Source organism: Vibrio casei, assembly GCF_002218025.2.
In the GTDB taxonomy this organism is placed as follows: domain Bacteria; phylum Pseudomonadota; class Gammaproteobacteria; order Enterobacterales; family Vibrionaceae; genus Vibrio; species Vibrio casei.
Genome location: NZ_AP018680.1, coordinates 2,397,319 through 2,423,499, shown reverse-complemented (window position 1 = coordinate 2,423,499; position 26,181 = coordinate 2,397,319). Strand labels below are relative to the sequence as shown.

General features: G+C 41.3%; 22 protein-coding genes, 1 other RNA gene and 1 pseudogene. 18 read left to right on the top strand and 6 right to left on the bottom strand.

The features are described from left to right. Positions 1 to 3: 3 nt before the first annotated feature. The 5 genes and pseudogenes from VCASEI_RS11290 (at position 4) to VCASEI_RS19780 (ending at position 4,871) form a co-directional block, all read left to right on the top strand. Positions 4 to 1,056 carry an MJ1255/VC2487 family glycosyltransferase gene (locus VCASEI_RS11290; protein ID WP_086961993.1) on the top strand — a complete coding sequence of 351 codons (1,053 nt, stop codon included), beginning with the start codon at positions 4 to 6 and terminating at the stop codon, positions 1,054 to 1,056. A gap of 283 nt (positions 1,057 to 1,339) precedes the next feature. Continuing rightward, positions 1,340 to 1,880, top strand: a pseudogene (locus VCASEI_RS11285) (LysR family transcriptional regulator). Positions 1,881 to 2,349: 469 nt separating this feature from the next. Beyond that, positions 2,350 to 4,068 carry an acetolactate synthase 3 large subunit gene (locus VCASEI_RS11280; RefSeq protein WP_086961991.1) on the top strand — a complete coding sequence of 573 codons (1,719 nt, stop codon included), beginning with the start codon at positions 2,350 to 2,352 and terminating at the stop codon, positions 4,066 to 4,068. A 1-nt stretch (position 4,069) separates the two neighbouring features. Further along, complete coding sequence (gene ilvN, locus VCASEI_RS11275; protein WP_086961989.1) at positions 4,070 to 4,564, top strand: acetolactate synthase small subunit; 495 nt, start codon at positions 4,070 to 4,072, stop codon at positions 4,562 to 4,564. A gap of 175 nt (positions 4,565 to 4,739) precedes the next feature. Further along, positions 4,740 to 4,871, top strand: a complete 132-nt coding sequence (locus VCASEI_RS19780; protein ID WP_086961987.1) for a hypothetical protein — start codon at positions 4,740 to 4,742, stop codon at positions 4,869 to 4,871. 146 nt (positions 4,872 to 5,017) lie between these two features. Here VCASEI_RS19780 and pykF read toward each other — a convergent pair whose 3' ends face one another. Next, positions 5,018 to 6,430 (bottom strand): pyruvate kinase PykF, encoded by a 1,413-nt coding sequence (gene pykF, locus VCASEI_RS11270; RefSeq protein ID WP_086961985.1) that lies wholly within the window; start codon positions 6,428 to 6,430, stop codon positions 5,018 to 5,020. Between the two features lie 396 nt (positions 6,431 to 6,826). Between pykF and VCASEI_RS11265 the strand changes: the two genes are divergently transcribed. Together VCASEI_RS11265 and glmS are read left to right on the top strand one after the other, a co-directional pair. Beyond that, positions 6,827 to 7,588, top strand: coding sequence for a DeoR/GlpR family DNA-binding transcription regulator (locus tag VCASEI_RS11265; RefSeq protein WP_086961983.1), 762 nt, complete (start codon positions 6,827 to 6,829; stop codon positions 7,586 to 7,588). Positions 7,589 to 7,656: 68 nt separating this feature from the next. Further along, on the top strand, positions 7,657 to 9,489 hold the full coding sequence (glmS, locus tag VCASEI_RS11260) for a glutamine--fructose-6-phosphate transaminase (isomerizing) (protein ID WP_086961982.1): 1,833 nt from the start codon (positions 7,657 to 7,659) through the stop codon (positions 9,487 to 9,489). A 180-nt stretch (positions 9,490 to 9,669) separates the two neighbouring features. Here glmS and rarD read toward each other — a convergent pair whose 3' ends face one another. Next, positions 9,670 to 10,569 (bottom strand): EamA family transporter RarD, encoded by a 900-nt coding sequence (gene rarD, locus VCASEI_RS11255; RefSeq protein WP_086961980.1) that lies wholly within the window; start codon positions 10,567 to 10,569, stop codon positions 9,670 to 9,672. A 107-nt stretch (positions 10,570 to 10,676) separates the two neighbouring features. On the opposite strand from rarD, the gene VCASEI_RS11250 reads away from it, so the two are divergent. Next, on the top strand, positions 10,677 to 11,129 hold the full coding sequence (locus VCASEI_RS11250) for an Lrp/AsnC family transcriptional regulator (protein WP_086961979.1): 453 nt from the start codon (positions 10,677 to 10,679) through the stop codon (positions 11,127 to 11,129). Positions 11,130 to 11,572: 443 nt separating this feature from the next. Here the strand turns inward: VCASEI_RS11250 and VCASEI_RS11245 are convergent, their stop codons facing one another. Genes VCASEI_RS11245 through VCASEI_RS11230 form a run of 4 tightly spaced genes read right to left on the bottom strand, consistent with a single transcriptional unit; the run spans position 11,573 to position 15,039 of the window. Continuing rightward, positions 11,573 to 12,271 (bottom strand): BON domain-containing protein, encoded by a 699-nt coding sequence (locus VCASEI_RS11245; protein ID WP_162621049.1) that lies wholly within the window; start codon positions 12,269 to 12,271, stop codon positions 11,573 to 11,575. Between the two features lie 4 nt (positions 12,272 to 12,275). After that, the gene (locus VCASEI_RS11240) at positions 12,276 to 12,866 is read right to left on the bottom strand and encodes a phosphoheptose isomerase (RefSeq protein ID WP_086961975.1); all 591 of its coding nucleotides are present in this window, start codon (positions 12,864 to 12,866) and stop codon (positions 12,276 to 12,278) included. A 3-nt stretch (positions 12,867 to 12,869) separates the two neighbouring features. Further along, entirely contained in the window at positions 12,870 to 13,247 is a 378-nt protein-coding gene (locus VCASEI_RS11235) for a YraN family protein (RefSeq protein ID WP_086961973.1), read from the bottom strand. Continuing rightward, complete coding sequence (locus VCASEI_RS11230; RefSeq protein ID WP_086961971.1) at positions 13,222 to 15,039, bottom strand: penicillin-binding protein activator; 1,818 nt, start codon at positions 15,037 to 15,039, stop codon at positions 13,222 to 13,224. Before VCASEI_RS11230 ends, VCASEI_RS11235 begins: the two co-directional genes overlap by 26 nt. Positions 15,040 to 15,116: 77 nt before the next feature. Here VCASEI_RS11230 and rsmI point away from each other — a divergent pair, with 77 nt between their 5' ends. The 10 genes from rsmI (at position 15,117) to murD (ending at position 26,181) form a co-directional block, all read left to right on the top strand. Further along, entirely contained in the window at positions 15,117 to 15,983 is an 867-nt protein-coding gene (rsmI, locus tag VCASEI_RS11225; protein ID WP_089110792.1) for a 16S rRNA (cytidine(1402)-2'-O)-methyltransferase, read from the top strand. Positions 15,984 to 16,033: 50 nt separating this feature from the next. Continuing rightward, on the top strand, positions 16,034 to 17,056 hold the full coding sequence (locus tag VCASEI_RS11220) for a beta-propeller fold lactonase family protein (protein ID WP_162621048.1): 1,023 nt from the start codon (positions 16,034 to 16,036) through the stop codon (positions 17,054 to 17,056). 47 nt (positions 17,057 to 17,103) lie between these two features. Beyond that, an RNA gene (gene rnpB, locus VCASEI_RS11215) (RNase P RNA component class A) lies at positions 17,104 to 17,539 on the top strand. A 239-nt stretch (positions 17,540 to 17,778) separates the two neighbouring features. Beyond that, a complete protein-coding gene (gene rsmH, locus VCASEI_RS11205) occupies positions 17,779 to 18,741 on the top strand; it encodes a 16S rRNA (cytosine(1402)-N(4))-methyltransferase RsmH (RefSeq protein ID WP_086961965.1) in 963 nt (320 codons plus the stop codon). Then, the gene (ftsL, locus tag VCASEI_RS11200; protein ID WP_086961963.1) at positions 18,738 to 19,058 is read left to right on the top strand and encodes a cell division protein FtsL; all 321 of its coding nucleotides are present in this window, start codon (positions 18,738 to 18,740) and stop codon (positions 19,056 to 19,058) included. The genes rsmH and ftsL overlap by 4 nt, the downstream gene beginning before the upstream one ends. Beyond that, on the top strand, positions 19,055 to 20,812 hold the full coding sequence (locus VCASEI_RS11195; protein WP_174208759.1) for a penicillin-binding transpeptidase domain-containing protein: 1,758 nt from the start codon (positions 19,055 to 19,057) through the stop codon (positions 20,810 to 20,812). Before ftsL ends, VCASEI_RS11195 begins: the two co-directional genes overlap by 4 nt. A gap of 1 nt (position 20,813) precedes the next feature. After that, positions 20,814 to 22,313 (top strand): UDP-N-acetylmuramoyl-L-alanyl-D-glutamate--2,6-diaminopimelate ligase, encoded by a 1,500-nt coding sequence (gene murE, locus VCASEI_RS11190; protein ID WP_089110774.1) that lies wholly within the window; start codon positions 20,814 to 20,816, stop codon positions 22,311 to 22,313. Continuing rightward, complete coding sequence (locus VCASEI_RS11185; protein WP_086961959.1) at positions 22,310 to 23,713, top strand: UDP-N-acetylmuramoyl-tripeptide--D-alanyl-D-alanine ligase; 1,404 nt, start codon at positions 22,310 to 22,312, stop codon at positions 23,711 to 23,713. The genes murE and VCASEI_RS11185 overlap by 4 nt, the downstream gene beginning before the upstream one ends. Then, complete coding sequence (gene mraY / locus VCASEI_RS11180; RefSeq protein WP_086961957.1) at positions 23,710 to 24,792, top strand: phospho-N-acetylmuramoyl-pentapeptide-transferase; 1,083 nt, start codon at positions 23,710 to 23,712, stop codon at positions 24,790 to 24,792. The genes VCASEI_RS11185 and mraY overlap by 4 nt, the downstream gene beginning before the upstream one ends. A 45-nt stretch (positions 24,793 to 24,837) precedes the next feature. After that, positions 24,838 to 26,181, top strand: coding sequence for a UDP-N-acetylmuramoyl-L-alanine--D-glutamate ligase (gene murD / locus VCASEI_RS11175; protein WP_086961955.1), 1,344 nt, complete (start codon positions 24,838 to 24,840; stop codon positions 26,179 to 26,181).

Here is a 26,181-nt window from a genome sequence, read left to right as displayed (position 1 = left end):
TGAATGAAAATTCTTTATGGTGTGCAAGGAACAGGTAATGGCCACATTGCACGAGCCAGAGCGATGGCTCATGCTTTTAAATTACAAAATGTGGATGTGGATTTTTTATTTTCCGGTAGAGAAAAATCAGCTTATTTCTCAATGGAAGATTTTGGTGATTATCAAACCCGTCGAGGTCTCACCTTTTGTACCGAAAAAGGAAAAGTGAATCATTTAAAAACGGCAATAAATACCAATCCAAATCAGTTATGGAAAGAAGTTTCTGACGTCGATTTATCTAGTTATGACGTGGTGTTAAATGATTTCGAACCGATAACGGCTTGGGCTGCAAAAAGACAAAAAGTTCCCACCGTTGGGATCAGTCATCAAAATGCTTTTCGTTATTCCGTTCCTAAGAAAGGCGCAACATGGTTAGATCAAACTCTCATCCAGCATTTTGCGCCAACAGAATTTTACTTGGGATTGCATTGGTATCATTTTCAGCAACCCATCCTTCCTCCGATTGTTCATACCTCTCTTGGCCTTGAAACATCAAAGCAGAGTTTCATTTTAGTCTATTTACCTTTTGAAGATTTAAATGAAGTGTCTCAACTTTGTCTTCGGTTTTCTAATCATGAATTTATTTGTTATCACCCTTCAGTGAAAGCCTGCTATCAGCAAGAAAATTTAACATTTATGCCTTTATCTTATACGACGTTTCAGCAACATCTCCATGCCTGCCAAGGTGTGATGGCAAATGGTGGATTTGAATTACCATCAGAGGCATTAACGTTGGGGAAGAAATTACTTCTCAAACCGCTTTCAGGTCAATTTGAACAAATGAGTAATGTTGCCACTCTTGAATCGTTGGGGTTAGCTAGCTCGATGATATGGATGGATCCGAGCAGTGTCAGAGTTTGGTTAGATGAACAGCCTGCTGAAAAAGTAATTTATCCTGATGTGGCTGATTCTATTGCCCAATGGGTAAGACAAGGAGAGTGGGGAAATGTTGGAACGCTTTGGAGTGATTTATGGGAGCAGGTTGACTTCCCTCATTACGCATTGATTAATGAATGAACGTGTCGTGTTCATTATTCATTCAGTAAGAAAATAGGATTTATAAATATTTACATTTTTTATATTTAACTTTAACTTATTGATTAATTGCTATTTTAGTGATTTTTAGTGAAATAATCTGATTTAATATCAATATGTTTGCCTCATCATTTGTATTGATGAATAGTGTGTCGGTCGCTCATTCATTGGCGCGACAAATACAATGAATATTAAATATCTTTTTGCAGCTTTTAATCATCAATATAATAATGATGAGGCTGCAAATTGTGAGAGGCAGACACAAATGACTAACCAAATAGAACCAAGTAATATTGCGCATAATACTAAAACTGAATCGACTTTACGTGGTGTAGACCTCAACTTGCTAACCGTGTTTGATGCGGTGATGCAAGAGCAGAATATTACCCGTGCGGCTCATTTTTTAGGTATGTCTCAGCCAGCAGTAAGTAATGCCGTTTCACGTTTAAAAGCGACATTTAATGATGAACTTTTTATGCGTCATGGCCGTGGTATTCAGCCGACGCAACGTGCTCGTCAATTGTTTGGTCCAATCCGCCAAGCACTTCAATTAGTTCGTAATGAGTTACCTAAGCAATATTCTTTATGTAGTTGGTCAATCGGAGCTACTTACTGTGGTTCCTCGCTGGTTGGTGAATATAATTCCAAACCGTGATAACTATAAAGTATTACCGTATCCACTAGAAAATAAGAAGGTAGCAGGCTATTTAAGTTGGCATGAATCAAGTGAAAAAGATAAAGGTCATATTTGGATGCGTGATCAGTTAATGCTGATTTGTGGCGAAACATTAGCCGATATGATGTAAGCCAAAAGCGAATCTAATCGAATCAGCGCACACCACATGGTGTGCGTTTTTTTGTTTTGTGATGAGAGCTAGATCTAAAAGTGAGAAATATTATTGACTTATTTTTTATTTTAAAATGGGTAAGTAGGTAGGTTATTTGGTATTTTGTTGGTTGTTTACACTTTAAATGTGGGAGATGAAAGAAATTTGGTGCTTTTACGCTCAGCGATGGCGTAGACAGATGTGACTATATAGCGTTAAAGTGAAGCGTTCGAAGTCGTTCTTCGAATTGCACGCTGAATTGTAGTTATGACTATAAGACAGGTACATAGGCATCGTATATTCTCATCAAAATGAGGTTATGAACCCGTCATATTGAACGGGTATTTGGGTGCTATCTTAGGCTAAAAATAAGCCCTAATTATGTAACACTTACTTCGCTTTACGGTACATTTTTGTGCAAAAGTGTGAGTAAGTAAAAGGAGGCAACATGGAAATGTTATCTGGCGCGGATATGATCGTCCGCTCTCTAATTGATGAAGGAGTAGAGCATATCTACGGTTATCCAGGCGGTTCCGTTTTGGATATTTATGATGCTTTACATGAAAAAAGCGACATAGAACATGTGTTGGTTCGTCATGAGCAAGCTGCGGTTCACATGGCGGATGGTTATTCACGCGCAACAGGTAAAGTAGGGGTTGTTTTAGTCACCTCGGGGCCTGGGGCCACCAACGCGATTACCGGCATTGCCACTGCTTATATGGATTCTATACCAATGGTGGTGTTATCCGGTCAGGTACCGAATAATTTAATTGGTAACGACGCCTTCCAAGAATGTGACATGGTTGGGATCTCACGCCCAATTGTAAAGCACAGCTTCCTTGTTACTAAAGCAGCAGACATTCCTGACACCATCAAAAAGGCCTTCTATCTTGCATCAACGGGTCGCCCAGGTCCCGTCGTCGTCGATCTGCCTAAAAATGTATTAAATCCGCTTGAAACTTTCCCGTATCAATATCCGAAAGAAGTATCGATGCGCTCTTACAATCCCACCACTACCGGTCATAAAGGTCAGATTAAAAAAGGCTTGAAAACCTTGATTGAAGCCAAAAAACCAGTGCTTTATGTGGGGGGCGGGGCGATTATGGCTAATGCCAGTGAGCAACTGCTTAAATTGGCAGAAGTGCTCAATCTTCCAGTGATCAGCACGTTGATGGGGTTAGGTGCATTTCCTGCTACGCACAAAAATTCTTTGGGCATGCTTGGTATGCACGGTACTTATGAAGCCAATATGGCGATGCACAATGCTGATTTGATCTTTGGTGTTGGCGTTCGTTTTGATGATCGGACAACCAACAATGTTGAGAAATATTGTCCAAATGCCAAGATCATGCATATTGATATAGACCCTTCGTCAATCTCGAAAATCATTCAAGCGGATCTACCTATTGTTGGATCGGCGGATGAAGTACTCGACAGCATGTTGAAGCAATTATCAGAAAAAGAAATCAAGCAAGATAAAGAAGCTATCGATACTTGGTGGCAAGAACTGCAAAGTTGGAAAAATCGTAAGTGTCTTGAATTTGATCGTACAACCGATCGCATTAAGCCACAACAAGTCATTGAAACATTGTATAAACTTACTAATGGGAATGCTTATGTGGCATCGGATGTTGGACAGCACCAAATGTTTGCAGCACTTTATTACCCGTTCGATAAACCGCGTCGCTGGATCAATTCTGGTGGTTTAGGCACCATGGGCTTTGGCTTGCCAGCAGCAATGGGCGTGAAGTATGCATTACCACAAGAAGAAGTGGTTTGTGTGACAGGGGATGGTAGTATTCAAATGAATATTCAAGAGCTATCGACCTGCTTGCAATATGATATTCCAGTTAAGATTATTAATTTGAATAATCGTTTCTTAGGCATGGTAAAACAATGGCAAGATATGATTTATCAAGGTCGTCACTCCCATTCTTATATGGATTCTGTGCCTGACTTTGCCGCAATTGCAGAGGCGTATGGTCATGTAGGCATTCGTATTGATAAGCCAGAAGATCTTGAAGCTGGCTTGAAAAAAGCACTCGATATGAAAGATCGCTTGGTGTTTGTTGATATCAATGTCGATGAAACCGAACATGTATACCCAATGCAAATTAAAGGGGAAAGCATGGATAAGATGTGGTTAAGCAAGACGGAGAGAACCTAGTATGAGACATATTCTTTCATTATTATTAGAAAACCAGCCGGGTTCTTTGTCTCGTGTTGTTGGCTTATTTTCTCAGCGTGGTTATAACATTGAATCATTAACGGTATCACCAACTGATGATGAGACGTTATCTCGAATCAATATCACCACTGCCACCGATGCGTTGCAGTTGGAGCAAATAGAGAAAAACTTACATAAGCTGGTGGATGTCCTTAAAGTTCAAGAAGTGACAGAATACGATTATGTTGAACGTGAATTAATGTTGGTTAAAGTGAAAGCCAGTGGCTTTTCTCGCGCTGAAGTTCACCGTTTAGCTGATGTATTTCGCGGGCAAATTGTGGATGTAACAGCGTCGTTGTTTACCATTCAATTAGCTGGCGATAGTGCGAAATTAGATGCCTTTATCAAAGCGGTATCTGAAATGACCGATGTGATTGAAGTGGCGCGTAGTGGGGTGGTGGGTATTGCCCGTGGAGAGCGTGCTTTAAAAGCATAACGCCTGCTATTTTATTTTATACCTCATAACGAAATAACGGATAACGCAGCCTACGGGTTGCGTTTTTTATACTCCAATCTTTTATGCAGAAAAAATCTAAGACTTTAGTCTAATAAATTGGCAAAACTTCACTAAACTTATTGAATGGATATTTATCAATTTCGGTGAGTGGCTTATGTCTAATGTCGTGGTTGTGAGAGTAACGATTGCTAGTTTGTTAGTACTTGCTATCAATATTAGTGCTTTATATTTCTTATTGCTGGTGGTGTTGCTGAACACTCATCATCAAGAATTCTTTGGTTGGTAATGGCGCAGGAAAGGCCGTATCTAATGTAGGGAAGATATTGCGGTGAGTTGTACAACTAAAGGTGGATTGTGTTTTGTAGGAGTAAGGAAAGTATAAAAAAGGAGGCCAATTGGCCTCCTTTTGGTATTTCTATCGGTTCGTTTTAATTAAAGAACGTGAACAGAAGAAGTGTTAGTTGTGCCTGATGGTACTAGAGCACCAGAAACCATAACGGTTACATCGCCTTTCTCGCCGTAGCCTGTTTCTAAAGCTAGAGCCATACCTTGACGGTAAAAATCTTCAGTATCATTGATAGACTCAACAACGATTGGCGTTACACCTTTAGACAAGCAAAGCTGTGCTGCAGTCTTAGTGTTGGTCGTAACGGCAATGATTTTCGCTGTTGGGAAGTATTTACGAACTGAACGAGCAGATTTACCTGCTTCTGTTGCTACAACAATAACAGGAGCGGCTAGTTTTTCAGCGGTTTCAACTGCTGATTTACATACTGCTTCTGTGATACGTAAACGCGGACTGTCTAGGCGTGAGCTTAACTCAGCTTTCAATGCACGATCAGTACGAGCACAGATTTGCGCCATGATAGTGACGGCTTCAACAGGGTATTTACCTTTCGCAGACTCACCAGAAAGCATTACTGCATCAGTACCATCCATGATTGCGTTAGCAACATCACCCGCTTCAGCGCGAGTTGGACGTGGGTTTTTGATCATAGAATCAAGCATTTGAGTTGCAGTGATAACCACTTTACGTGCGCGGTTACACTTCTCGATCATCATTTTTTGAGCGAAGATTACTTCTTCAACTGGGATCTCAACACCTAGGTCACCACGAGCAACCATGATGCCGTCAGAAGCTTCAAGAATTTCGTCAAAGTTATCAACGCCTTCTTGGTTCTCAATTTTAGAGATGATTTGGATGTCAGCGCCCCCGTTCGCCACAAGAAGCTCACGGATTTCTTTTACATCGTCTGCTTTACGGATGAAAGATGCGGCAACGAAATCAACACCTTGCTCACAACCAAATTTAAGATCAGCTTTATCTTTTTCTGCCAGTGCTGGAAGTTTTACTGAAACACCAGGAAGGTTAACACCTTTATTTTCGCCTAGATCACCGTTGTTAAGCACTTTGCACTTAACTTCAGTTTCGGTAGTTGCAACAACAACCATCTCAATTAGGCCATCATCGACTAAGATTGTGTCACCAGCAGCAAGATCTTGAGCAAAGCCAGGGTAAGTAACCGCAACAGTATTAATGTTGCCAACAACAGAGGTATCGGTTGTGAAAGTGAATTCTTGACCAGCAACTAAAGCGACATCGTCACCATTTTCTAATTTGATAGTACGAATTTCTGGACCTTTGGTATCAAGTAGAATAGCCAGTTGTTTTCCTGTGTTCTTCATTACTTGGCGAAGATTGTTGATTCGGTTGCCATGCTCTTGGAAATCACCGTGTGAGAAGTTCAAACGCATTACATTCATACCAGCGTTTGCAAGTTCAGTTAGTTTTTCAACAGATTCAGTTTTCGGGCCAATCGTACATACGATTTTGGTCTTTTTCATGAGTAGATACTCTCCGGTAAGTAATATTATAAATTTCAATTTTTATACGTTTTAATGGCTAGCAATGATTTGCTGTTGAGCATTAAAACAGAAATTCTTTCATACAGTTTGGTACGTGTTTTACAGTGTAGTTGTTATTCCCACTCTCGCATCGCCACATGTCATTCTCTTTGCAGCGTTATTTCTTATTTTCAATCGGCGAGTCGATTGCTTTGTAATTTTGTTTCTTTAATGGGGTAAGAATTTTACCAGTCTTTGTGGGTAAGATCACGATACTTACTTGTCTTAGAACAATCTTTCGATAAAAAATATTTATTTTTTGATCTAAAAAAAATAGACAAATAAGTTTCGTTTTGGTTGAATGTGTTTCGATTCGAAATTATATTGGTTCTGTTTATGTCTAAACGAAACACTCAACAACGCCGGCACTTGATCGTTCAGCAAGTAAATGAACATGGTGAGGTCAGTGTAGATGAGTTAACAAAGCAATTTATTATTTCTGAAGTGACTATTAGAAAAGACCTTTCTGCATTAGAAGCAAGTGGATTATTACTTCGTCGCTATGGTGGAGCAATCGCTTTGCCCAAAGAGATCATTAATGAAGTTTTTTCTGAAGAAGTTTCGAAACGAAAGGTTAGTCTAGCAAAGGCGGCAGCATCGCTAATTAAAGACCACCATCGAATTATTATTGATAGTGGAAGTACAACCGCGGCATTGATTGATCAACTTAATGATAAAAGAGGGCTGGTTGTGATGACTAATTCTCTTAATGTTGCCAATGCGCTAAATGCGTTGGAAAGTGAACCGACTCTCTTGATGACTGGGGGCACTTGGGATAACCATTCGGAATCTTTCCAAGGCCAAGTGGCTGAGCAAGTCTTACGTTCATACGATTTTGATCAGTTATTTATCGGTGCTGATGGCATTGATTTACAACGTGGTACGACAACATTTAATGAATTATTAGGATTAAGCCAAGTGATGGCAACATCAGCAAGACGCGTTGTCGTGATGGTTGAATCCGACAAAATTGGTCGAAAAATTCCAAATTTAGAATTGGCATGGCAAAACATTGACGTGCTCGTTACCGATAAAAGCATCAGTACTGAACAAAAAGCGCAAATTGAACAACATAATGTGCAAATACTGATCGCTTAATACTTACAATTGAATACTTTATCGCCTTCGCTTGCTGCTGATAAAGGAATAACTAAAGGATAGGAATTATGTGTGGAATCGTCGGTGCTGTGGCACAACGAGATGTGGCTGAAATTTTGGTCGAAGGGTTACGTCGTTTAGAATACCGTGGTTACGACTCTGCCGGTGTGGCAGTGGTTGACGCTCAGTCGAACATGACGCGTGTACGCCGCCTTGGTAAGGTACAAGAACTAGCCGATGCGGTTGAAGCTACGGAAGTCTTTGGTGGTACTGGTATTGCACATACCCGTTGGGCTACGCATGGTGAACCTTCAGAAATTAATGCTCATCCTCATGTGTCAGGTGATATTTCAGTTGTGCATAACGGTATTATTGAAAACCACGAAGCGTTGCGCAGTGTGTTGCGTGAACGTGGATATGTATTTGAGTCGCAAACTGATACCGAAGTGATTGCACATTTAGTTGAATGGGAACGTCGTACCTCTGAAACGTTAGTGGACGCTTTACAAAAAGCGGTTAAGCAATTAGATGGTGCTTATGGCACAGTGGTCGTTGATCGTAAAGATCCAAGTCGTGTAGTGGTTGCGCGTTCTGGTAGCCCAATTGTGATTGGTTTTGGTGTAGGTGAAAACTTTATTGCTTCTGATCAGTTGGCATTGCTAAGTGTGACTCGCCGTTTTATGTATCTTGAAGAAGGTGATGTTGCAGAAGTGACTCGTCGCGATGTGACGGTATTTGATTCACATGGAGAACGCATTGAACGAACAATTTCCGAGTCGAATGCTGAGCATGACGCAGGGGATAAAGGTCAATATCGTCACTTTATGCAAAAAGAAATCTTTGAACAGCCAACGGCATTAATTAATACCATGGAAGCTCGTTTAACGAATAACACAGTGATCACTGAAAGTATCGGCGTGAATGCTGCTGAAATTTTATCCAAAGTAGAGCATGTACAAATTATTGCTTGTGGAACGTCTTATAATGCAGGAATGACCGCACGTTACTGGTTTGAGTCATTAGCGGGTGTGAGTTGTGATGTGGAAATTGCCTCTGAGTTCCGTTACCGCAAGTTTGTTACTCGTCCAAATAGCCTATTGATCACATTATCTCAGTCGGGTGAAACGGCAGATACCTTGGCAGCACTTCGCTTAGCGAAAGAAAAAGGTTACATGTCAGCAATGACGATTTGTAATGTAGCAGGTTCATCGCTGGTACGTGAGTCGGATTTTGCCTTTATGACACGCGCAGGCACTGAAATCGGCGTGGCTTCAACGAAAGCTTTTACGACTCAGTTAGCGGCGCTATTAATGCTGGTTACCGCTATGGGTAAGCAGCAGCAACGTATCGATAGCACAAAAGAAGCAGAAATTGTGGAAGCCTTGCATCTGCTGCCTTCTCAAATTGAAAAAGCACTCGCTTATGATAAGGAGATTGAAGCCTTAGCCGAAGATTTTGCTGATAAACATCACACGCTATTCTTAGGTCGTGGTGAGTATTACCCAATCGCACTAGAAGCATCTTTAAAGCTAAAGGAAATCTCTTATATTCACGCGGAAGCCTATGCTGCCGGTGAGCTAAAGCATGGCCCGCTAGCGTTAATTGATGCGGATATGCCAGTAGTGGTCGTTGCGCCAAATAATGACTTACTTGAAAAGCTTAAATCAAATATTGAAGAAGTTCGTGCCCGAGGCGGTTTACTGTATGTTTTTGCTGATGTTGGCGCAGGTTTTGAAGCTGACAATAGCATGAAGATCATCAACTTGCCTCATGTGAGTGAAATTACAGCGCCGATTTACTATACAATTCCAATGCAATTATTGTCGTATCATGTTGCTTTAATTAAAGGTACGGATGTCGATCAACCACGTAACCTAGCAAAAGCGGTAACGGTGGAGTAAATTTATATTTGTTATTATAAACAGTTGTATGAGTAGAATAAAGTTTCATACCAAGTATTAAAGTATCATACTAAAATGGCAGCGATCTCATCGGTACGCTGCCATTTCTAACCCGGAAATACCACTAACCAATCTAACGGCAGTTACTCTATAAAAAGCACACAGGAATTGACCCCTAATTTAAGTAACCCGAGTTTGCTTTAAACTTAGTCCTCCTTCAATAATCAGCACAATGACAGCCAACCAAATTGCTATGTATGTTAGCCATTCAGTCGGAGCTATAGTTTCTCCAAGCAAAATAGCAACCAAAACTAGCAATACAGGTTCAACGTACACAAGCAAACCAAATAGACTCAAATTAAGGTGCGGTGCAGATAGAGACTGAAATCCGAGGGCCAAGGCACTGATCAGTCCTAACCCTAAAACAAGCCATAAAAAATGGAAATCGGTACTAAGTGTTTGAGTAACATGACCACCTTGGATAATAAAGTACAGACTAAACGGTAAACTCAACATCATGTCAAACCACATTCCACCGATGTGATTGGTGTTAGTTTTATGCCTAAGCCAAAAATAGATCGGGTAACCTAAACAAACAACAAGCGTTGGCCAACTAAGTGTTTGTGATATTACGAGCTGATTTAAAATACCACATAGAGCAAATATACACGCTAGTTTTTGAAAGCGTGACATTCGATCTTTAAAGGCAAACCAACCCACTATGACCATTGTAATTGGCATAATGAAATAGCCAAGTGACACTGCCAAGCCATATCCATTTCCTGGCGCCCACATAAAAAGCCAAAGTTGAATACCGATTAACAATGCCGATATAAAGCGAGTGATAATGAAATAGCGTTCATTTAGAATACGATTGAACAAGCTTTTTACTTGCGGCCAATAGCCATTACAAAGGACAAAGATGGTCAGTAATGGAAAAGTTAAAGCGATACGCCATCCATAAATTTCTGCTCCACTTAAATCCCCTAACAGCGATGTGTAAGCAAACATTAGGGCAAAGAGGGCTGATGCAATAACATTCAGAGTAACGCCGAGAAACGTATTAGGTTGTGTGTGCATTGTTTATACCTTGGTAACTTGAAGTGGTGATATTATATTGTTTCGTTCTTGATAAAAGTGCTCATATTTCGCAGCTTAAGTGAGAAAATTTCTCACCGGATACCATTATGCCTTTAGATAAATTCGACCATGCTTTACTTAAATCTTTGCAGTGCAACTGTCAAACTCCACTGCGTGAGTTAGCTGAAGTGGTACACCTTTCTACGGCTTCTGTTCAAAGGCGAGTTCAGAAGTTAAAAGACGAAGGTTATATAAAATCCAACGTTGCTATTCTGGAACCTAATAAATTGGATCAAGTGATCACAATGGTTGTTGAAGTTCAAGCTGATAAAACTCAAGCAATAGATCTACACTTATTGAAAGAGAGTTTTTCTGGGCCGGAAATTCAGCAATGCTACTACGTGACGGGAGAAGTGGATTTTTTGTTGGTACTTTTGGTGCCAAATATGGAACGTTTTCAGGAAATCTGTGGCAGACTTTTCGACAATAATGCGAATGTAAAAAGCTTTCGGACTATGGTGGCGTTGGATCGAGTGAAAGTCACTTTAGACGTATTATGATGAATGAGTCTGAAGTACTGGTGATGACGTTTTGAATGACGAAAATGATGATACTCACCTATGTATCCAGGCAAGTTTGAGATCTTCTTTTAGGTTATTGAGCGTTTGAGTACTGACCACGGATGTAAAATTTACCGCTATCTGCTGAGAAAATGCCCCAAATTGACACGCTGTACCAAACATATGGGAGCGGAACGATGTTAATCAGAGATGTATGGTTTTCACTGATCATGGCTAGGTGTGCAATTTTGTTGAAGTGGATACATCTGATGCGAAAAATTCGATATCGCCCATGGTATTAAAGTGAAAGACCAAGTTGTTTGGCTTAAATTATCCAGAGTTCCGGTTTTATTATTGTCCAACGGCCCGATTTCATTGTTTCAGGCCGTTTTTATTTGCTTTCTAGCTGACGAAGATCTGATTATTTCAGGTATTTATCTTGCTTAATTACTTACATCGCTTTCATCGATTAATGTATTTGGCTCTTCTATTATTAGGCCGGAATTATCTGTGGCCATCGGTGAGTCATCCACGATGTTATCTGGATTGTTTTGTGTTGTGCTACTGTCATTAAGATTTGTGGCCGGTGTGCTGTTGACGCTGCTTGAGTCTGATGTTTTATTCGTAAAAGCTTTAACAACTTTATTTACACCTGCAACATGGCGAGCAATATTGGCTGCAATTTCCGCTTCTTCTGGTGGTGCGGAACCAATTAAAAAGACTTCTTTATTTTCGGTGACGACTTTGATGGTGTAATTGTCGAGTTTATCTTCCGATAAAATGGCACTTTTCACTTTGGTGGTTAACCAAACATCGTTACTAATTTGATCGAAAGAAATCAGCGGCCTAACACGAATTTGATTGTAGGTTTTCTTTACGCCTGGCAACGTTTGTACGTAGCTCTCAACGTTTTTTTTAGTCTCTTCATCCGTGGCTTGACCAATTAAGATCACCGCGCCTTCATTAACTTCTGATGTGACCCTAATTTTCCCCGAGAACTGTGGAGAATGATTTATAGCATCAACATTTGAGTTAATGCTTTTTTCTTGCCATTGCCGTTGATTCACTTTATCACTTTGAAATTGAGCACAACCATTTAATATAAATAAAAAAGTAACGAGAATTAGAATATTTTTTTTCACTGAATTACCCCTCGTGAGATGGAAATATGACTTGGTCAATTAGGTCACACAGACAATGTAAAGTAAGAAGGTGCACTTCGTGTATTCTAGGCGTTCGATGAGATGGAATTCTAATTTCCACATCCGATTCGCCTAATAGTCCGGCAAGTTCACCGCCATCTTTACCTGTAAATGCAATGATGGTCATATCTCGAGTCACGGCGGCTTCTACTGCTTTTATAATGTTATTACTATTACCGCTGGTAGTGATTGCGACTAATACATCACCAGCTTGCCCGAACGCTCGCACTTGTTTTGAGAATACTTCATCATAACTGTAATCATTAGCGATGGCGGTTAAGGTTGAATTATCAGCCGTTAATGCCATGGCAGGAAAACTGGGCCTTTCTGTCTCAAAGCGATTAACAAGGCAAGAGACAAACTGCTGAGCGTTTGCAGCCGATCCACCATTACCACAGCAAAGAATCTTATTGCCATTAAGTAGGCTACTTACCATTGCTTGAGAAGCGTGAGTTATCGCATCCGGTAAGGATTCTGCTGCAGCAATCTGGATTTGAATACTTTCTTTAAAACTGTCATTAATGCTTTCTAGCATCATTTATCCTTGAGTTATCGCGTTTTTTATCCATTCGACGTCATGACCTTGCTGGTGTATGGCGATAACATCGAATCTAAATGCAGTATTATCAATCGTATGGCCTTGTTGCTTTAACCAGACCATAGCGGTTTTTATCAATTTTTGACTTTTTTGATAAGTAACCATTTCCGCTGCATGACCATATTTTTGACTTTTTCGGTATTTGACTTCAACAAAGACGAAAGTATTCGCCTGCTTCATGATCAAGTCAATCTCACCGAATCGAGAGAGATAATTGCTACTAATAAACGTAAGGCCTTGGCGAATTAAATATTCTTTCGCCAAGGTTTCGTATTGAGAACCTATCTCTCTTTTATTCTTGAGAGTGAAAGGCTTCATGTTCAGCCCAGCTTAGTTCTCTTTGGACAACACATTGGTCATTGATGCTTAGTAAGCCTGTTTGACCTTGTGATTTATAGTTTGGAACCGCTTTCATTGTTGACAATTTATCAAGAAGGCTATAGGAGTCCATGCCGAGAGCATGAAGTCGTTTTTCGGTATTGTTGCTGTTTGGCCAGAGTGAATCGTATTCATTTGCAGCAGAATCGTTTTGGTCGAGCAGCATAGGAATGTCGCTAAATATTATGCCTTCCACATCTTGGTATTGCCTAGCTTTGCCATTGTTACTGCGGGAGTTTGAGAACAATTTTGGCGGCTTGGCATCCGGATTAATCGCGACTTCAATAAATGGTTTAAGTAATGTCAGTTCTGAACGTGTTGCGATGATGTAGACAGAATCAATATCACGGCGACTACGAGCTTCTGTTTCCATATTCATATTGGTAATTTGGCGAATTTGATTGATGCGAGTTTGGCTATCCGTTAAACCAAAAGCATCTTTAACATTCTTTTGTAGCTCTGCACGATTTCCAAAACCACTAGTGGAAACAGGAGTGTTGCTTAATTTTTCCCATTCAGTACTAAATGCTTCAGTAATACGTTGGCCAAGTTTGTCTTTAGGGGCAAGTACTAATGGGTATTTGAAACCTGTTTTAAATAAATGTTTTGCTGCTTGTGTTCCTTCTTGCTCTGGGGACAGCGTTAAATAACAAATTTGGTTCCCTTTCTCGATATTATCTGGGAAGTTCAAGGCAAGAACGGGAATGGTGTTATCGTTAATCTCTTGAAGTCTCTCGATGTTATCTTTTGTTAATGGGCCAACAATAAAATCAACATTAGAGGCTTTAAGCTGTGTATATATATCGTCCAAGCTTTGTGTCGATGTGTCATATATTGTCATCTTAAAAGTAGGATTCTTATCTTTATCGTTTGTCATGGCATGAATAAAACCATCTCGGATAAGTTTTGCTGGTTTCTCGTACTTACCATTGAGTGGTAGCAAGACGGCAATGTTCTGAGGATTTGTGATATCAAGATCCAGCAGTTTTTGCACATCTTCTGGTGTGTTTGTGACAATTGGATGACTGATATTCTGAGCAAACCATTGCTGTAGCTCTTCTTGCAGCTTGATTGGGTCATTTAATTTGGTTTTCATTGCCGTTGCAACGTATAGCCAGCCTTTTAATTCGACCTCATTTGGTTGAGGTTTTAGTTGTACGATTTCGTCGGCAGAATAGAGGCTCAGGTTTGTCCAAATATGTTGGTTGATATCAGCGGAATCTGATTGGGGTTGAAACTCTTTATATTCAATCCAGTCACGATCAGCATTGAAGTAATCTTTCATCTCTTCAAATAATTGAGCGCGCAGTTGGTGGTAATTTGCCCATTGAATATCGGCTAGTTGCCATTGATCTTGGAAGTTCAAACCTTTGAGTGAGGTTTCAGCATCCGAAGTAGCGGCGGTTATCTTTGCTCGTGCTAGTAACCATTCAGCTTGCTGCATATTAGATAATGGCAATTTTGCGAGTGTTTTCAGTAAAGCTTCCGCTTGAGGGTGATCGTTTTCAACTACAGAAGCTTTCAGTGCCATGATTAACCAGTCGGTTTTCATTGCAGGTTCGCTCTCTGCCGCCATACTGGCATAAGCTTGTGAGCTTTGTGTTGGCTGGGCTGTAATGTCAGCTTGATTCGGCTGAGATGAAAGTGAAGAACACGCTGAGACTAACAACATCAATACAATTGAAGTTAATAAGCGTGATACACTGAGGCTCTTGTGATTCATAATTTTCATGCGTTCTTATTCTTCGTTAGTAAGAGAGTCATGTGAAAGATTGTCTCTATATTAATCGCTCAAGTGATGGTAAACAAATGATAGATAACAAAACCGCTCTTTTAGAGCTTCCTGCCTTGTATATTGTTCCCACGCCTATTGGTAATTTAGGTGATATTACTCAACGATCACTCGATATACTACATCAAGTTGACCTGATCGCTGCTGAGGATACAAGGCATACAGGGAGACTGTTATCTCATTTTGGCATAGCAACTAAAACATATGCGTTACATGATCATAATGAACAGCAAAAAGCTCAGGTTCTCGTTGAAAAAGTATTATCAGGAGAATCCATCGCATTGGTTTCTGATGCTGGAACACCATTAATTAGTGATCCAGGGTATCACTTAGTGACAAAATGTCGTCAAGCGGGAGTCAAAGTTGTTCCTCTTCCTGGTGCCTGTGCGGTAATTACGGCGTTAAGTGCCTCAGGTTTGCCGTCAGATCGCTTTAGTTTTGAGGGCTTTTTCCCTGCCAAAAGTAAAGGTCGTAAAGATAAACTGCTTGAGATCATTAAAGTAGAACGAACTTGTATTTTTTATGAATCTCCCCACCGAATTACCGATTCTTTAGCAGATATGCTAGAAATTTTAGGGCCGGATCGCGAAGTGGTATTAGCGCGAGAGCTAACTAAAACCTTTGAAACCATTCATGGCGCACCATTAGGTGAGCTAATTGAATGGATTGAACAAGACTCAAATCGTAAACGTGGTGAAATGGTGCTACTTATTCATGGTTATCGTGAAGATAAAAAAGAAGATGCACTTCCTGATGATGCTTTAAGAACTTTATCTATTTTAGTTAAAGAGCTGCCACTTAAAAAAGCAGCGGCCTTAGTGGCTGAAATTCATAACCTTAAAAAGAATGCCTTGTATAAATGGGGTCTTGAACATTTAGAGTAAATGCATTTTTTATAAAGCGTGCGTTTTATAAATCAAAGGAGTCTGTGGTTGTGAATGTGGTGTATGTGTCTTGCCCGAATAGTTGTCAGTTGCATGTTTTACGCATGGGAATTGATGGTGTATTTGACGTTCTGCAAATAGTGGAAACTCCGGGCGAAGTTCAGCCCATAACGATCAGCCATGATCAGAGTTTTCTATACGCCACCGTTCGACCTGAGTTCGCTTTACTGAGCTACAAAATTGAAAGCGATGGCAAGCTTACAGAAATCGGACGCTCTTCTATGCCTGTGAGTGCATCGTCATCATGTATTGATATTACTGGGCAATATTTATTATTGAGTTCGTATGCGCAAAATGCGCTATCTGTCAGCCACATTAATTCTCATGGTATCGCGCAATCACCGCATCAAGTGCTTGAGCATTTAACGAAAGCGCATTCAGTGATGGCGGTTGCCGACCAATACCCCATTAAATCAAATTCAATTTTAGAGCAGCAAACCATTTTTTGTGCTTGTTTAGGCGATGATAAAATCAATCTTTATCGTTTTAATCATAATGGTTATTTGATTAAAGGAGCTCAGTCTAAACTCATGACCAAAATGGGGTCTGGACCAAGGCATATGACTCAGGATGCTTCCGGTAAAAATATCTACGCGATTAATGAGCTAGATGGTGATGTGTTACATTTTGTTCAAGATGAGAAGCCTCGCTGGCAATTAACACAAACACTCAGTTATATGCCCGTAGATTTTGCTGGGCCTTTTTGGGCTGCAGATATTCATATTACTAAAGATGCGCGCTTTCTTTATGTCAGTGAAAGGACATCGAGCACGCTAGCTTTATTTTCCATTGATTCGTTGTCTGGTGAATTAACGCTAATTGAACTCCTTGATACTGAGTTAGCGCCTCGTGGATTTGCGTTATCTCCGGATAATATATGGTTGGTGTGCGCCGGCCAGCATTCAAATCATGTGGCGAGTTATCAAGTGGATAATGAGTCCGGAAAGTTGACAATAGCTCATCGACACTCTGTTGGTGATGAACCGATGTGGGTAAGAATTATCACTCGATAAGCTCGAGAAGGCTTGTCTTCTAAGTCGGTTTGCGTATAATCCGCCGCGGAGTTGACTGGATAGTCGCTGCTTCGTTGATGTCCTTTTGGTAGCAATATCAGGGAGACTGTCGGAGGGGAGGAAAGTCCGGGCTTCATAGAGCAGGGTGCCAGGTAACGCCTGGGGAGCGTGAGCTTACGACAAGTGCAGCAGAGAGAAAACCGCCGATGGCTTAATTCCGATCCTTTCGGGGAAAAGATAAGCACAGGTAAGGGTGAAAGGGTGCGGTAAGAGCGCACCGTGCGTCTGGCAACAGTTCGTAGCAAGGTAAACTCCACCCGAAGCAAGACCAAATAGGCCCTCACATTGCGTTGCTCGCGTATGGGGGCGGGTAGGTTGCTCGAGCCAGTGAGCGATTGCTGGCCTAGACGAATGGCTATCACCGCTTTTTCTTTCTAGGAAGAGAGGCGGAACAGAACCCGGCTTATGATGTCAACTCCACCATTTCGAACCCATCACAGTTATACTGTGGTGGGTTTTTTATTGATCTATTTTTATATTATCGACATCAATTTTCACTTTAGTGATGGGGATTTGTTTGCCTTTTTACTTGCAATTAACTCAATCCGTTCGATTTATCATAAACTAGACAGAAATAACCGTATAAAATCCGCTGTTTTCTTGCGTTGGGCGGCTTACATGAATATCCTAAGTTCTAACATTTAATTGAGTTACTGAACCTTATGACTGACACTTTTCAACACGTCTCTGTACTCCTCAATGAATCTATTGATGGGTTGAATATTAAACCGGATGGCATTTATATCGATGGTACATTTGGCCGTGGTGGTCATAGCCGTACTATTTTATCTCAACTCGGGCCTCAAGGGCGTTTGTACAGTATCGATCGCGATCCTCAAGCAATCGCTGAAGCGGCTAAAATACAAGACTCACGTTTTACCATTATTCATGGTCCATTTTCTGGTATTGAACGTTATGCGGAACAATATGAATTAGTGGGTAAAGTTGATGGGGTGTTGTTTGATTTAGGGGTGTCGTCACCTCAATTAGATGACGGAGAGCGCGGCTTTAGTTTTATGAAAGATGGCCCACTGGATATGCGAATGGATCCAACTAGTGGGCAATCGGCAGCGCAATGGTTATCGGAAGCTGAGCTTGATGATATCACTTGGGTACTTCGCGAATTTGGTGAAGAAAAGCATGCTCGCCGTATTGCAAAAGGTATCGTTGCTTATCAACAAGAGTGCCTTGAAAATCCTGAAAAAGAGCCATTAACACGTACCGGTCAACTTGCTAAGTTGATTTCCGACGTGGCGCCTAAGAACTTTAAAGAAAAGAAACATCCTGCGACACGCAGTTTTCAAGCGATCCGAATCTATATTAATAGTGAGCTGGAAGAGATTGATTTTGCCCTCAAAGGTGCCATGAATATTTTAGCACCAGAAGGACGTTTATCGGTGATAAGCTTCCATTCCCTAGAAGACCGTATGGTAAAGCGCTTTATGCGCCGAGAAAGCCAAGGCCCACAAGTCCCGCACGGCATTCCGATGACTGAAGATCAAATCAGAGCATTAGGGTCACCGAATATGAAAACCGTAGGTAAAGCCATTAAACCTTCTCAGTCAGAAGTTGAGTTGAACACTCGTTCACGCAGTTCTGTATTACGAATTGCAGAGAAATTATGACTGAAGCGCATTCTCCTAGTTTAATTCGCAGTATTTGGAATGACTTAACCTCTATAGGTCGTCTGCCTTTATTCTTATTAGTATTGATTTTTTCTAGTTCCATCGCGGTGGTGTTAACTACTTATAATACTCGTCATCAAATAACGTTGCGTGATGAGTTATTAGAGAATAGAGAGAAGCTTGATAGCGAATGGCGAAATTTAATTTTGGAAGAGAATGCGTTAGCAGAACATACCCGTGTGCAAAAAATCGCAATTAATGATCTTGATATGAAGCGTCCAGATTCAGACAAAGAAGTGGTTGTGAATCTTAAATGAAGAAGCCAATAAATAAGAAAGTGGTTAAAAATAGGAAGCCAACCAATAAAAAGGTCGCGGCAAAAGAGACCTCAGTATTGATACCTTGGCGTTATAATCTAATCCTTGGGTTCATTGTTCTCGCTTTAGTGACCTTGGTGGCGAGAACCGCTTATATTCAGATAATAGAGCCAGATCAACTGATTCAACAAGCAGATATGCGCTCGGTTCGTGTGAAATCTATTCCTACGGCGCGTGGTATTATTTCTGATCGCAATGGCGAGCCTCTTGCGGTGAGTGTTCCTGTTCAGGCTGTCTGGGCGGATCCCGCCACCATAATTAAAGAGAATGGCCTCGATGAACTTGATCGCTGGTATGCTCTTGCCAATGTTTTGGGGCTAGATCAAAAAGGCTTGGTTCGTAAGCTTCAAAATAATAAGAAGAAACGCTTTATTTATTTACAACGCCAAGTTAGCCCTGCGATGTCTAAATATGTTCGTGAGTTAAAATTACCAGGTATTGGACTAAAAGATGAATCTCGCCGTTTTTACCCTTCTGGTGAAGTGAGCGCACATGTTATCGGCGTGACGGGCATTGATGGCCATGGTCTGGAAGGTTTAGAAAGCAGTTTTGATAATTGGTTAACTGGCGAGGCAGGTAAGCGAACGATTCGAAAAGATAGGTATGGACGAGTAGTCGAAAATATTTCCCTTAAGACACAAGAGCCTGGAAAACCTTTACAACTTACTATTGACCAACGTTTACAAGCCATTTCTTATCGAGCGATTAAACAAGCGGTAGCCGATTTTCGCGCGACATCAGGTACCGCCGTGCTGATTGATGTCAAAAGTGGTGATATTTTGGCAATGGTGAATGCGCCGTCTTATAACCCGAATAACCGTGCACAACTACAAAGCTTTAGAATGCGTAACCGAGCGATTACCGATTCTATTGAACCAGGCTCAACCATGAAGCCTTTTGTGATGCTTGCTGCTTTAAATAAAGGCGTTGTGGATGACGATACTATTATTGATACAGGCAACGGTATCATGCGGGTGGGTGGCAGCCGAGTTCGAGATTCAGCATTAGCCGGGAAAGCGGACTTAACCACAATTTTAAAAAAATCCAGTAACGTAGGTATTGCTACCATTGCGTTAAGAATGGATGTAAAAGATGTGCTTGGTATGTACAGTGGTGTTGGTTTTGGCAACGTATCGGGCATTCAATTAACCGGTGAAGTGACGGGCATTTTCCCTGATCGCCGCCGTTGGTCGCCGTTTGAAGAGGCGACCTTAGCGTTTGGTTATGGTATTTCGGTCACACCGTTACAATTGGCGCATGCTTACGCTACGTTGGGCAACTTTGGTGTCAATATGCCGTTGCACTTATTAAAGGGCAGCGAATCAGGCCGATCGTTTCGAGCTGCGGATGCCGATGCTTCTAGAAAAGTGATTAATATGCTTGAACAGGTAACCCATAAAGGTGGTACAGCAACCTCTGCACGAGTAGCTGGCTTTCGGGTGGGGGCTAAAACGGGTACGTCGCGTAAAGCAAAAGCAGGCGGTTATAGCGATCAATATGTGGCATTAACCGCGGGCATTGCACCGATCAGCAACCCTAGATTGGCCTTAGTGGTCGTGGTCAATGAGCCACAAGGTGATCAGTTTTATGGTGGCTCGGTCGCGGGTCCTGTTTTTTCTGAGATAATGAAAGGCGCGTTACAAATTTTAAATATTACACCAGATGCCACGCCTGAATCAGAGAAGGGAGAATAGCATGGCTCTCACGCTAACTCATCTACTACAGCCCTGGGCTCAAGTTGCCCTCTCTTCAGAGCAAGATGTGGTCGTGACTCAATTGCAACTAGATAGTCGTCATGTATCTGAAGGAGATATCTTTGTTGCGATTCAAGGTCATGAGACTGATGGACGTATTTTTATTGATAAAGCCATTTCGTTAGGAGCATCCGGTATCGTTGCCGATGCTGATAGCGCTCACCCCCATGGATTCGTTGAAATACGAAAGAATGTTGCGGTGATTTATATCCAAGAGATTGGCCAACAGCTTTCCGCTCTCGCTCAGCGGCTTTATCAGTATGTACCAATGAAACTGATTGGTATTACCGGTACCAATGGAAAAACCACTATTTCTCAATTAATTGCTCAATGGATTGAGTTAGTTGGTTATAAAGCTGCGGTAATGGGAACGACGGGGAATGGATTTCTTAATAATTTGCAACCTGCGGCGAATACGACAGGTAATGCTATCGAGATTCAGCAAACCTTAAGCGAATTAAACCAGCAAGGAGCAGATTACACCGCTCTGGAAGTTTCTTCTCATGGTTTGGTTCAACATAGAGTGAAAACTTTACATTTTGCCGCTGCCGCTTTCACAAATTTAAGCCGAGACCATTTGGACTACCATGGCAGCATGGAAGAGTATGCTAAGGCTAAATTAAGTTTATTTACTCAGCACGATTGCCAACACCTCATTATTAATCGTGATGACAATATTGGTGAGCAGTGGTTAGAAGCGTTGCCATATGCGATTGCGGTTTCACTTTCACCATTTGATTTAAAAGAGAATCAAAAAGCCATTTGGGCTAATCAAGTGACGTATTCAGAATCTGGGATTCAGATTGCTTTGGATGGTGCTTGGGGAAAAGCTCAATTACAAACTCCGCTCATTGGGGCTTTTAATGCCAGTAATGTGATGGTGGCATGTGCAACTTTATTAAGTCTTGGATTTAATTTGGATGATTTAGCTAAATCGGCCCCTCAATTAATGCCTGTTATCGGTAGAATGGAGTTGTTTCAATCTTCCAATGCAACCTCATTAAAAGCAAAAGTTGTTGTTGATTATGCCCATACACCAGATGCATTAGAGAAAGCTTTATTAGCGCTTCGTGTACATTGTAAAGGCAAGTTGTGGTCTATTTTTGGTTGTGGAGGGGATAGAGATCCCGGAAAGCGTCCGATGATGACGGAAATTTCTGAGCGTCTTGCGGATGAGTCGATCATTACCGATGACAATCCTCGTAGCGAAGACCCTCAGATGATTGTGCAAGATATGTTGGCAGGGGCAAATCAACCCAATAAATTACATGTGATTCATTCAAGATTTCAAGCCTGCGAATATGCGCTTCAACATGCAGCTGAACAAGATATTATTTTATTAGCGGGTAAAGGGCATGAAGATTATCAAATTATTGGTGATCAAACATTACCTTATTCTGATCGCGAAACCGCTCAAGTTTTATTAGGATTAACTTTATGATCCCTTTTTCTCTTCAACAATTAACTCAGATCACAGGTGGAACGCTTGTCGGATCGAATATTGATATTTCACTGGTGACGACCGATACAAGACTAATTGAGCCTGGCGCACTTTTTATTGCTTTAATTGGTGATCGATTTGATGCTCATGACTTCTGTCAGCAAGCACTAGAGAACGGAGCGTCAGCATTATTGGTGTCAAAAAAACTTCCCTTATCGATGAATCAAGTCGTGGTGGATGATACTCAAAAAGCTCTAGGAAAATTAGCGCAGTGGGTACATCAACAATCCAAAGCTATTACTCTGGCATTGACGGGAAGTTGTGGTAAAACCACGGTGAAAGAAATGCTTACCGCGATTTTGAAGCAAAAAGGACAAGTATTGTCCACCTCTGGCAACTTTAATAATGAAATTGGTGTGCCGTTAACTTTATTGCGTAGCCAGCTAGATGATGATTTTGCGGTGATTGAACTCGGAGCAAATCACATCGGTGAAATTGCTTATACCACTTCATTAGTTCAGCCTAGAATTACATTAGTGAATAATATCGGAGAATCACATTTAGAAGGGTTTGGCTCTATAGAAGGTGTTGCGAAAGCCAAAGGTGAGATATTTCAAGGTCTGCCTCACGATGGTATCGCTATTATCAATATGGATAGTAACGGAATGACGTTATGGCAACCAACCTTAAAGGGAAAGAAGATCGTTACCTTCTCTGTGAATGACCTTAGTGCCGATTATTCGGCGAAAGATATTCATGTGAATCATCAAGGCCAAGCCAGTTTTACTCTATTATCGCCGTTAGGGCAAAAAACAGTGTGCTTACCTATGATTGGTAAGCATAATATTAGTAATGCTCTCGCTGCCGCCGCAATGGCTGTTCAAGCCGGTGCTACCCTTAATGAGGTAATTACGGGGTTACAAGTTCCTAGCCGCGTTAAAGGGCGAGTAGAGGCGATCGATTTAACGGATAATATTCGCTTAATTGATGATAGTTATAACGCCAGTGTCCCTGCAATGAAAGCGGCGGCAGATTTACTGGCTAATTATATTGGCAAAAAATGGTTAATATTAGGCTACATGGCGGAGCTTGGAGAGGAGAGCAAATCTCTTCACCGCGAAGTGGCTGAACATGTTGCTCAATTTCATTTTGATTATGTGCTTACCTTTGGACAGGATACGGCAATTATTAGTCAACGTTATAGTGAAGTTAAGACGTCCAATGAGCAATACGCTCAACATTTTAATACTCATGAAGCTATGATCCGTTTTATTAAGCAGCATTTAGCTGATTCATTACAAGAGACACAAGCAGAAAATAAACATACTTTACTTGTTAAAGGGGCAAATAGCTCTCGCATGGGTCAAGTGGTTGCTGCTTTGAAGGAGAACTACGCATGATCATTTGGCTTGCAGAATTGTTACAGCCATACTTTTCTTTTTTTCGCCTATTTGAATATTTATCATTTAGAGCAATTTTAAGTATTTTGACCGCCTTATCGTTATCACTTTGGATGGGACCTAGGCTTATAGAGCGTTTACAACTGCTACAAATAGGTCAAGTCGTTCGTAATGATGGACCTGAATCTCATTTTAGTAAGCGTGGTACGCCAACCATGGGTGGCGTGATGATTTTAGCCGCCATTATTATCACGGTTCTATTATGGGCCGATCTCTCCAACCCTTATGTGTGGGCAGTGCTAGCCGTATTGATTGGTTATGGCATTGTTGGGTTTGTTGATGATTACCGTAAAGTGGTTCGAAAAAATACCGATGGCCTTATTGCACGCTGGAAGTATTTTTGGCAGTCAGTGATCGCTTTGGGCGTCGCTTTTGCTTTGTATGCCTTAGGCAAAGATACGTCTGCAACTCAACTAGTCGTTCCTTTCTTCAAAGACGTGATGCCTCAACTTGGTTTGATGTATATCGTGCTGACTTACTTTGTGATTGTTGGTACCAGTAATGCGGTTAACTTAACGGATGGCTTAGATGGCCTAGCCATTATGCCAACGGTACTTGTTGCGGCTGGATTTGCTGTGATTGCATGGGCAACGAGTAATGTGAATTTTTCAGATTATTTACACATTCCTTATGTCCCTTATGCCAGTGAATTGGTCGTAGTGTGCACGGCGATTGTTGGAGCTGGGCTCGGTTTTTTATGGTTTAACACTTACCCAGCACAAGTGTTTATGGGGGATGTTGGCTCATTGGCGCTTGGGGGGGCATTAGGCACGATTGCGGTATTAGTTCGCCAAGAATTTGTATTGGTGATCATGGGGGGCGTATTTGTGATGGAAACCTTGTCGGTTATTCTGCAAGTCGGCTCTTATAAGCTACGCGGTCAACGTATCTTCCGTATGGCACCTATTCATCATCACTATGAGTTAAAAGGCTGGCCTGAACCACGAGTGATTGTCCGTTTTTGGATTATTTCTATTGTATTGGTTTTGATTGGTTTGGCGACACTCAAAGTGCGTTAATTTTATTGTCCGATTAAATTTATCGTTAAAAAAGGTAAGTCTTTTATGTCACAGGCAGCATTATCGAAATGGCAAGGTATTACACAGGTCGTTGTTGTTGGTTTGGGTGTGACAGGTTTGTCGGTGGTAAAGCACCTTCAATCGTTACCTTATGATTTAACGATCAAAGTGATTGATACCCGTGCTCAACCGCCTGGTATTGATGATCTTGATGAGTCGATTGAAATACACACAGGCAGTTGGCAACTCGATTGGTTGTTACATGCGGACTTAGTGGTGACTAACCCGGGCATAGCTCTTTCAACCGTCGAAATTCAACAGGTGCTTGGCAAGGGTATTCCTGTTGTTGGTGATATAGAGTTGTTTGCTTGGGCGGTGAATGCAGCTGTTATCGCGATCACAGGATCAAACGGTAAAAGTACGGTGACTGATCTTACCGGTGTTTTGGCGAAATCGGCAGGAGTCAATGTGGCCGTGGGTGGGAATATTGGTGTGCCCGCGTTAGATTTACTTGATGAATCCATTGAGTTGTATGTATTAGAGCTATCGAGTTTTCAATTAGAAACTACATCCAGTCTTGAGCTTGACGCGGCAGCGTATTTAAATTTGTCAGAAGACCATATGGATCGATACCAAGGTATGGATGATTATGGGCAAGCTAAACAACGTATTTTTATGCATACCAAAACCGCGGTTGTTAATCGTGATGATCGCGCAACTTATCCAATCAATAACCATACTCCAATCGTTTCGTTTGGTTTTGATGAACAAGATTTTGGCGTGGTGTGGTTAGAAGCTCAAGAGTATTTGTCCAAACAAGGTCAGCCAATTTTTGCAATTGAAGATCTTAATTTGGTTGGTCGTCATAATGTATCGAACAGCTTGGTTGCCTTAGCACTGCTTGATTGTGTTGGTGTTGGGTGTGAAAAAGTGAGCTCAGCGTTAAAAACTTACACAGGCCTAACACATCGGTGTCAGTTGGTTGCGGATAATGGCGGGATCAAGTGGATCAATGATTCAAAAGCGACCAATGTTGCCAGTACATTAGCGGCATTATCAGGTTTACAAATCGATGGCCAGTTGCATTTACTGGTTGGTGGTGTTGGTAAGGGCGCTGATTTTTCGGAGTTAGCCCCAGTATTATCTAAATTAAATGTACAGCTTCATTGCTTTGGTGTGGATGGCGATGACTTCTTATCTCTTCACCCTTCAGCAAAACGCTGGGATACGATTGAACACATTTTAGAAGGGATTTATTCCCAGCTTAAAAATGGTGATGCAGTAATGCTTTCACCAGCGTGTGCAAGCTTTGACCAATTTAAAAACTTTATGGCGCGAGGCGATGAATTTACTCGCTTAGCTCATTATTACTCAGGGTTTTTATCTTGA

Bases quoted from the DNA above. Each gene is read 5' to 3' on its own strand.
- VCASEI_RS11290 (WP_086961993.1), top strand. From the start codon at position 4: ATGAAAATTCTTTATGGTGTGCAAGGAACAGGTAATGGCCACATTGCA.
- VCASEI_RS11280 (WP_086961991.1), top strand. From the start codon at position 2,350: ATGGAAATGTTATCTGGCGCGGATATGATCGTCCGCTCTCTAATTGAT.
- ilvN (WP_086961989.1), top strand. From the start codon at position 4,070: ATGAGACATATTCTTTCATTATTATTAGAAAACCAGCCGGGTTCTTTG.
- VCASEI_RS19780 (WP_086961987.1), top strand. From the start codon at position 4,740: ATGTCTAATGTCGTGGTTGTGAGAGTAACGATTGCTAGTTTGTTAGTA.
- pykF (WP_086961985.1), bottom strand. From the start codon at position 6,430: ATGAAAAAGACCAAAATCGTATGTACGATTGGCCCGAAAACTGAATCT.
- VCASEI_RS11265 (WP_086961983.1), top strand. From the start codon at position 6,827: ATGTCTAAACGAAACACTCAACAACGCCGGCACTTGATCGTTCAGCAA.
- glmS (WP_086961982.1), top strand. From the start codon at position 7,657: ATGTGTGGAATCGTCGGTGCTGTGGCACAACGAGATGTGGCTGAAATT.
- rarD (WP_086961980.1), bottom strand. From the start codon at position 10,569: ATGCACACACAACCTAATACGTTTCTCGGCGTTACTCTGAATGTTATT.
- VCASEI_RS11250 (WP_086961979.1), top strand. From the start codon at position 10,677: ATGCCTTTAGATAAATTCGACCATGCTTTACTTAAATCTTTGCAGTGC.
- VCASEI_RS11240 (WP_086961975.1), bottom strand. From the start codon at position 12,866: ATGCTAGAAAGCATTAATGACAGTTTTAAAGAAAGTATTCAAATCCAG.
- VCASEI_RS11235 (WP_086961973.1), bottom strand. From the start codon at position 13,247: ATGAAGCCTTTCACTCTCAAGAATAAAAGAGAGATAGGTTCTCAATAC.
- VCASEI_RS11230 (WP_086961971.1), bottom strand. From the start codon at position 15,039: ATGAAAATTATGAATCACAAGAGCCTCAGTGTATCACGCTTATTAACT.
- rsmI (WP_089110792.1), top strand. From the start codon at position 15,117: ATGATAGATAACAAAACCGCTCTTTTAGAGCTTCCTGCCTTGTATATT.
- rsmH (WP_086961965.1), top strand. From the start codon at position 17,779: ATGACTGACACTTTTCAACACGTCTCTGTACTCCTCAATGAATCTATT.
- ftsL (WP_086961963.1), top strand. From the start codon at position 18,738: ATGACTGAAGCGCATTCTCCTAGTTTAATTCGCAGTATTTGGAATGAC.
- VCASEI_RS11195 (WP_174208759.1), top strand. From the start codon at position 19,055: ATGAAGAAGCCAATAAATAAGAAAGTGGTTAAAAATAGGAAGCCAACC.
- murE (WP_089110774.1), top strand. From the start codon at position 20,814: ATGGCTCTCACGCTAACTCATCTACTACAGCCCTGGGCTCAAGTTGCC.
- VCASEI_RS11185 (WP_086961959.1), top strand. From the start codon at position 22,310: ATGATCCCTTTTTCTCTTCAACAATTAACTCAGATCACAGGTGGAACG.
- mraY (WP_086961957.1), top strand. From the start codon at position 23,710: ATGATCATTTGGCTTGCAGAATTGTTACAGCCATACTTTTCTTTTTTT.
- murD (WP_086961955.1), top strand. From the start codon at position 24,838: ATGTCACAGGCAGCATTATCGAAATGGCAAGGTATTACACAGGTCGTT.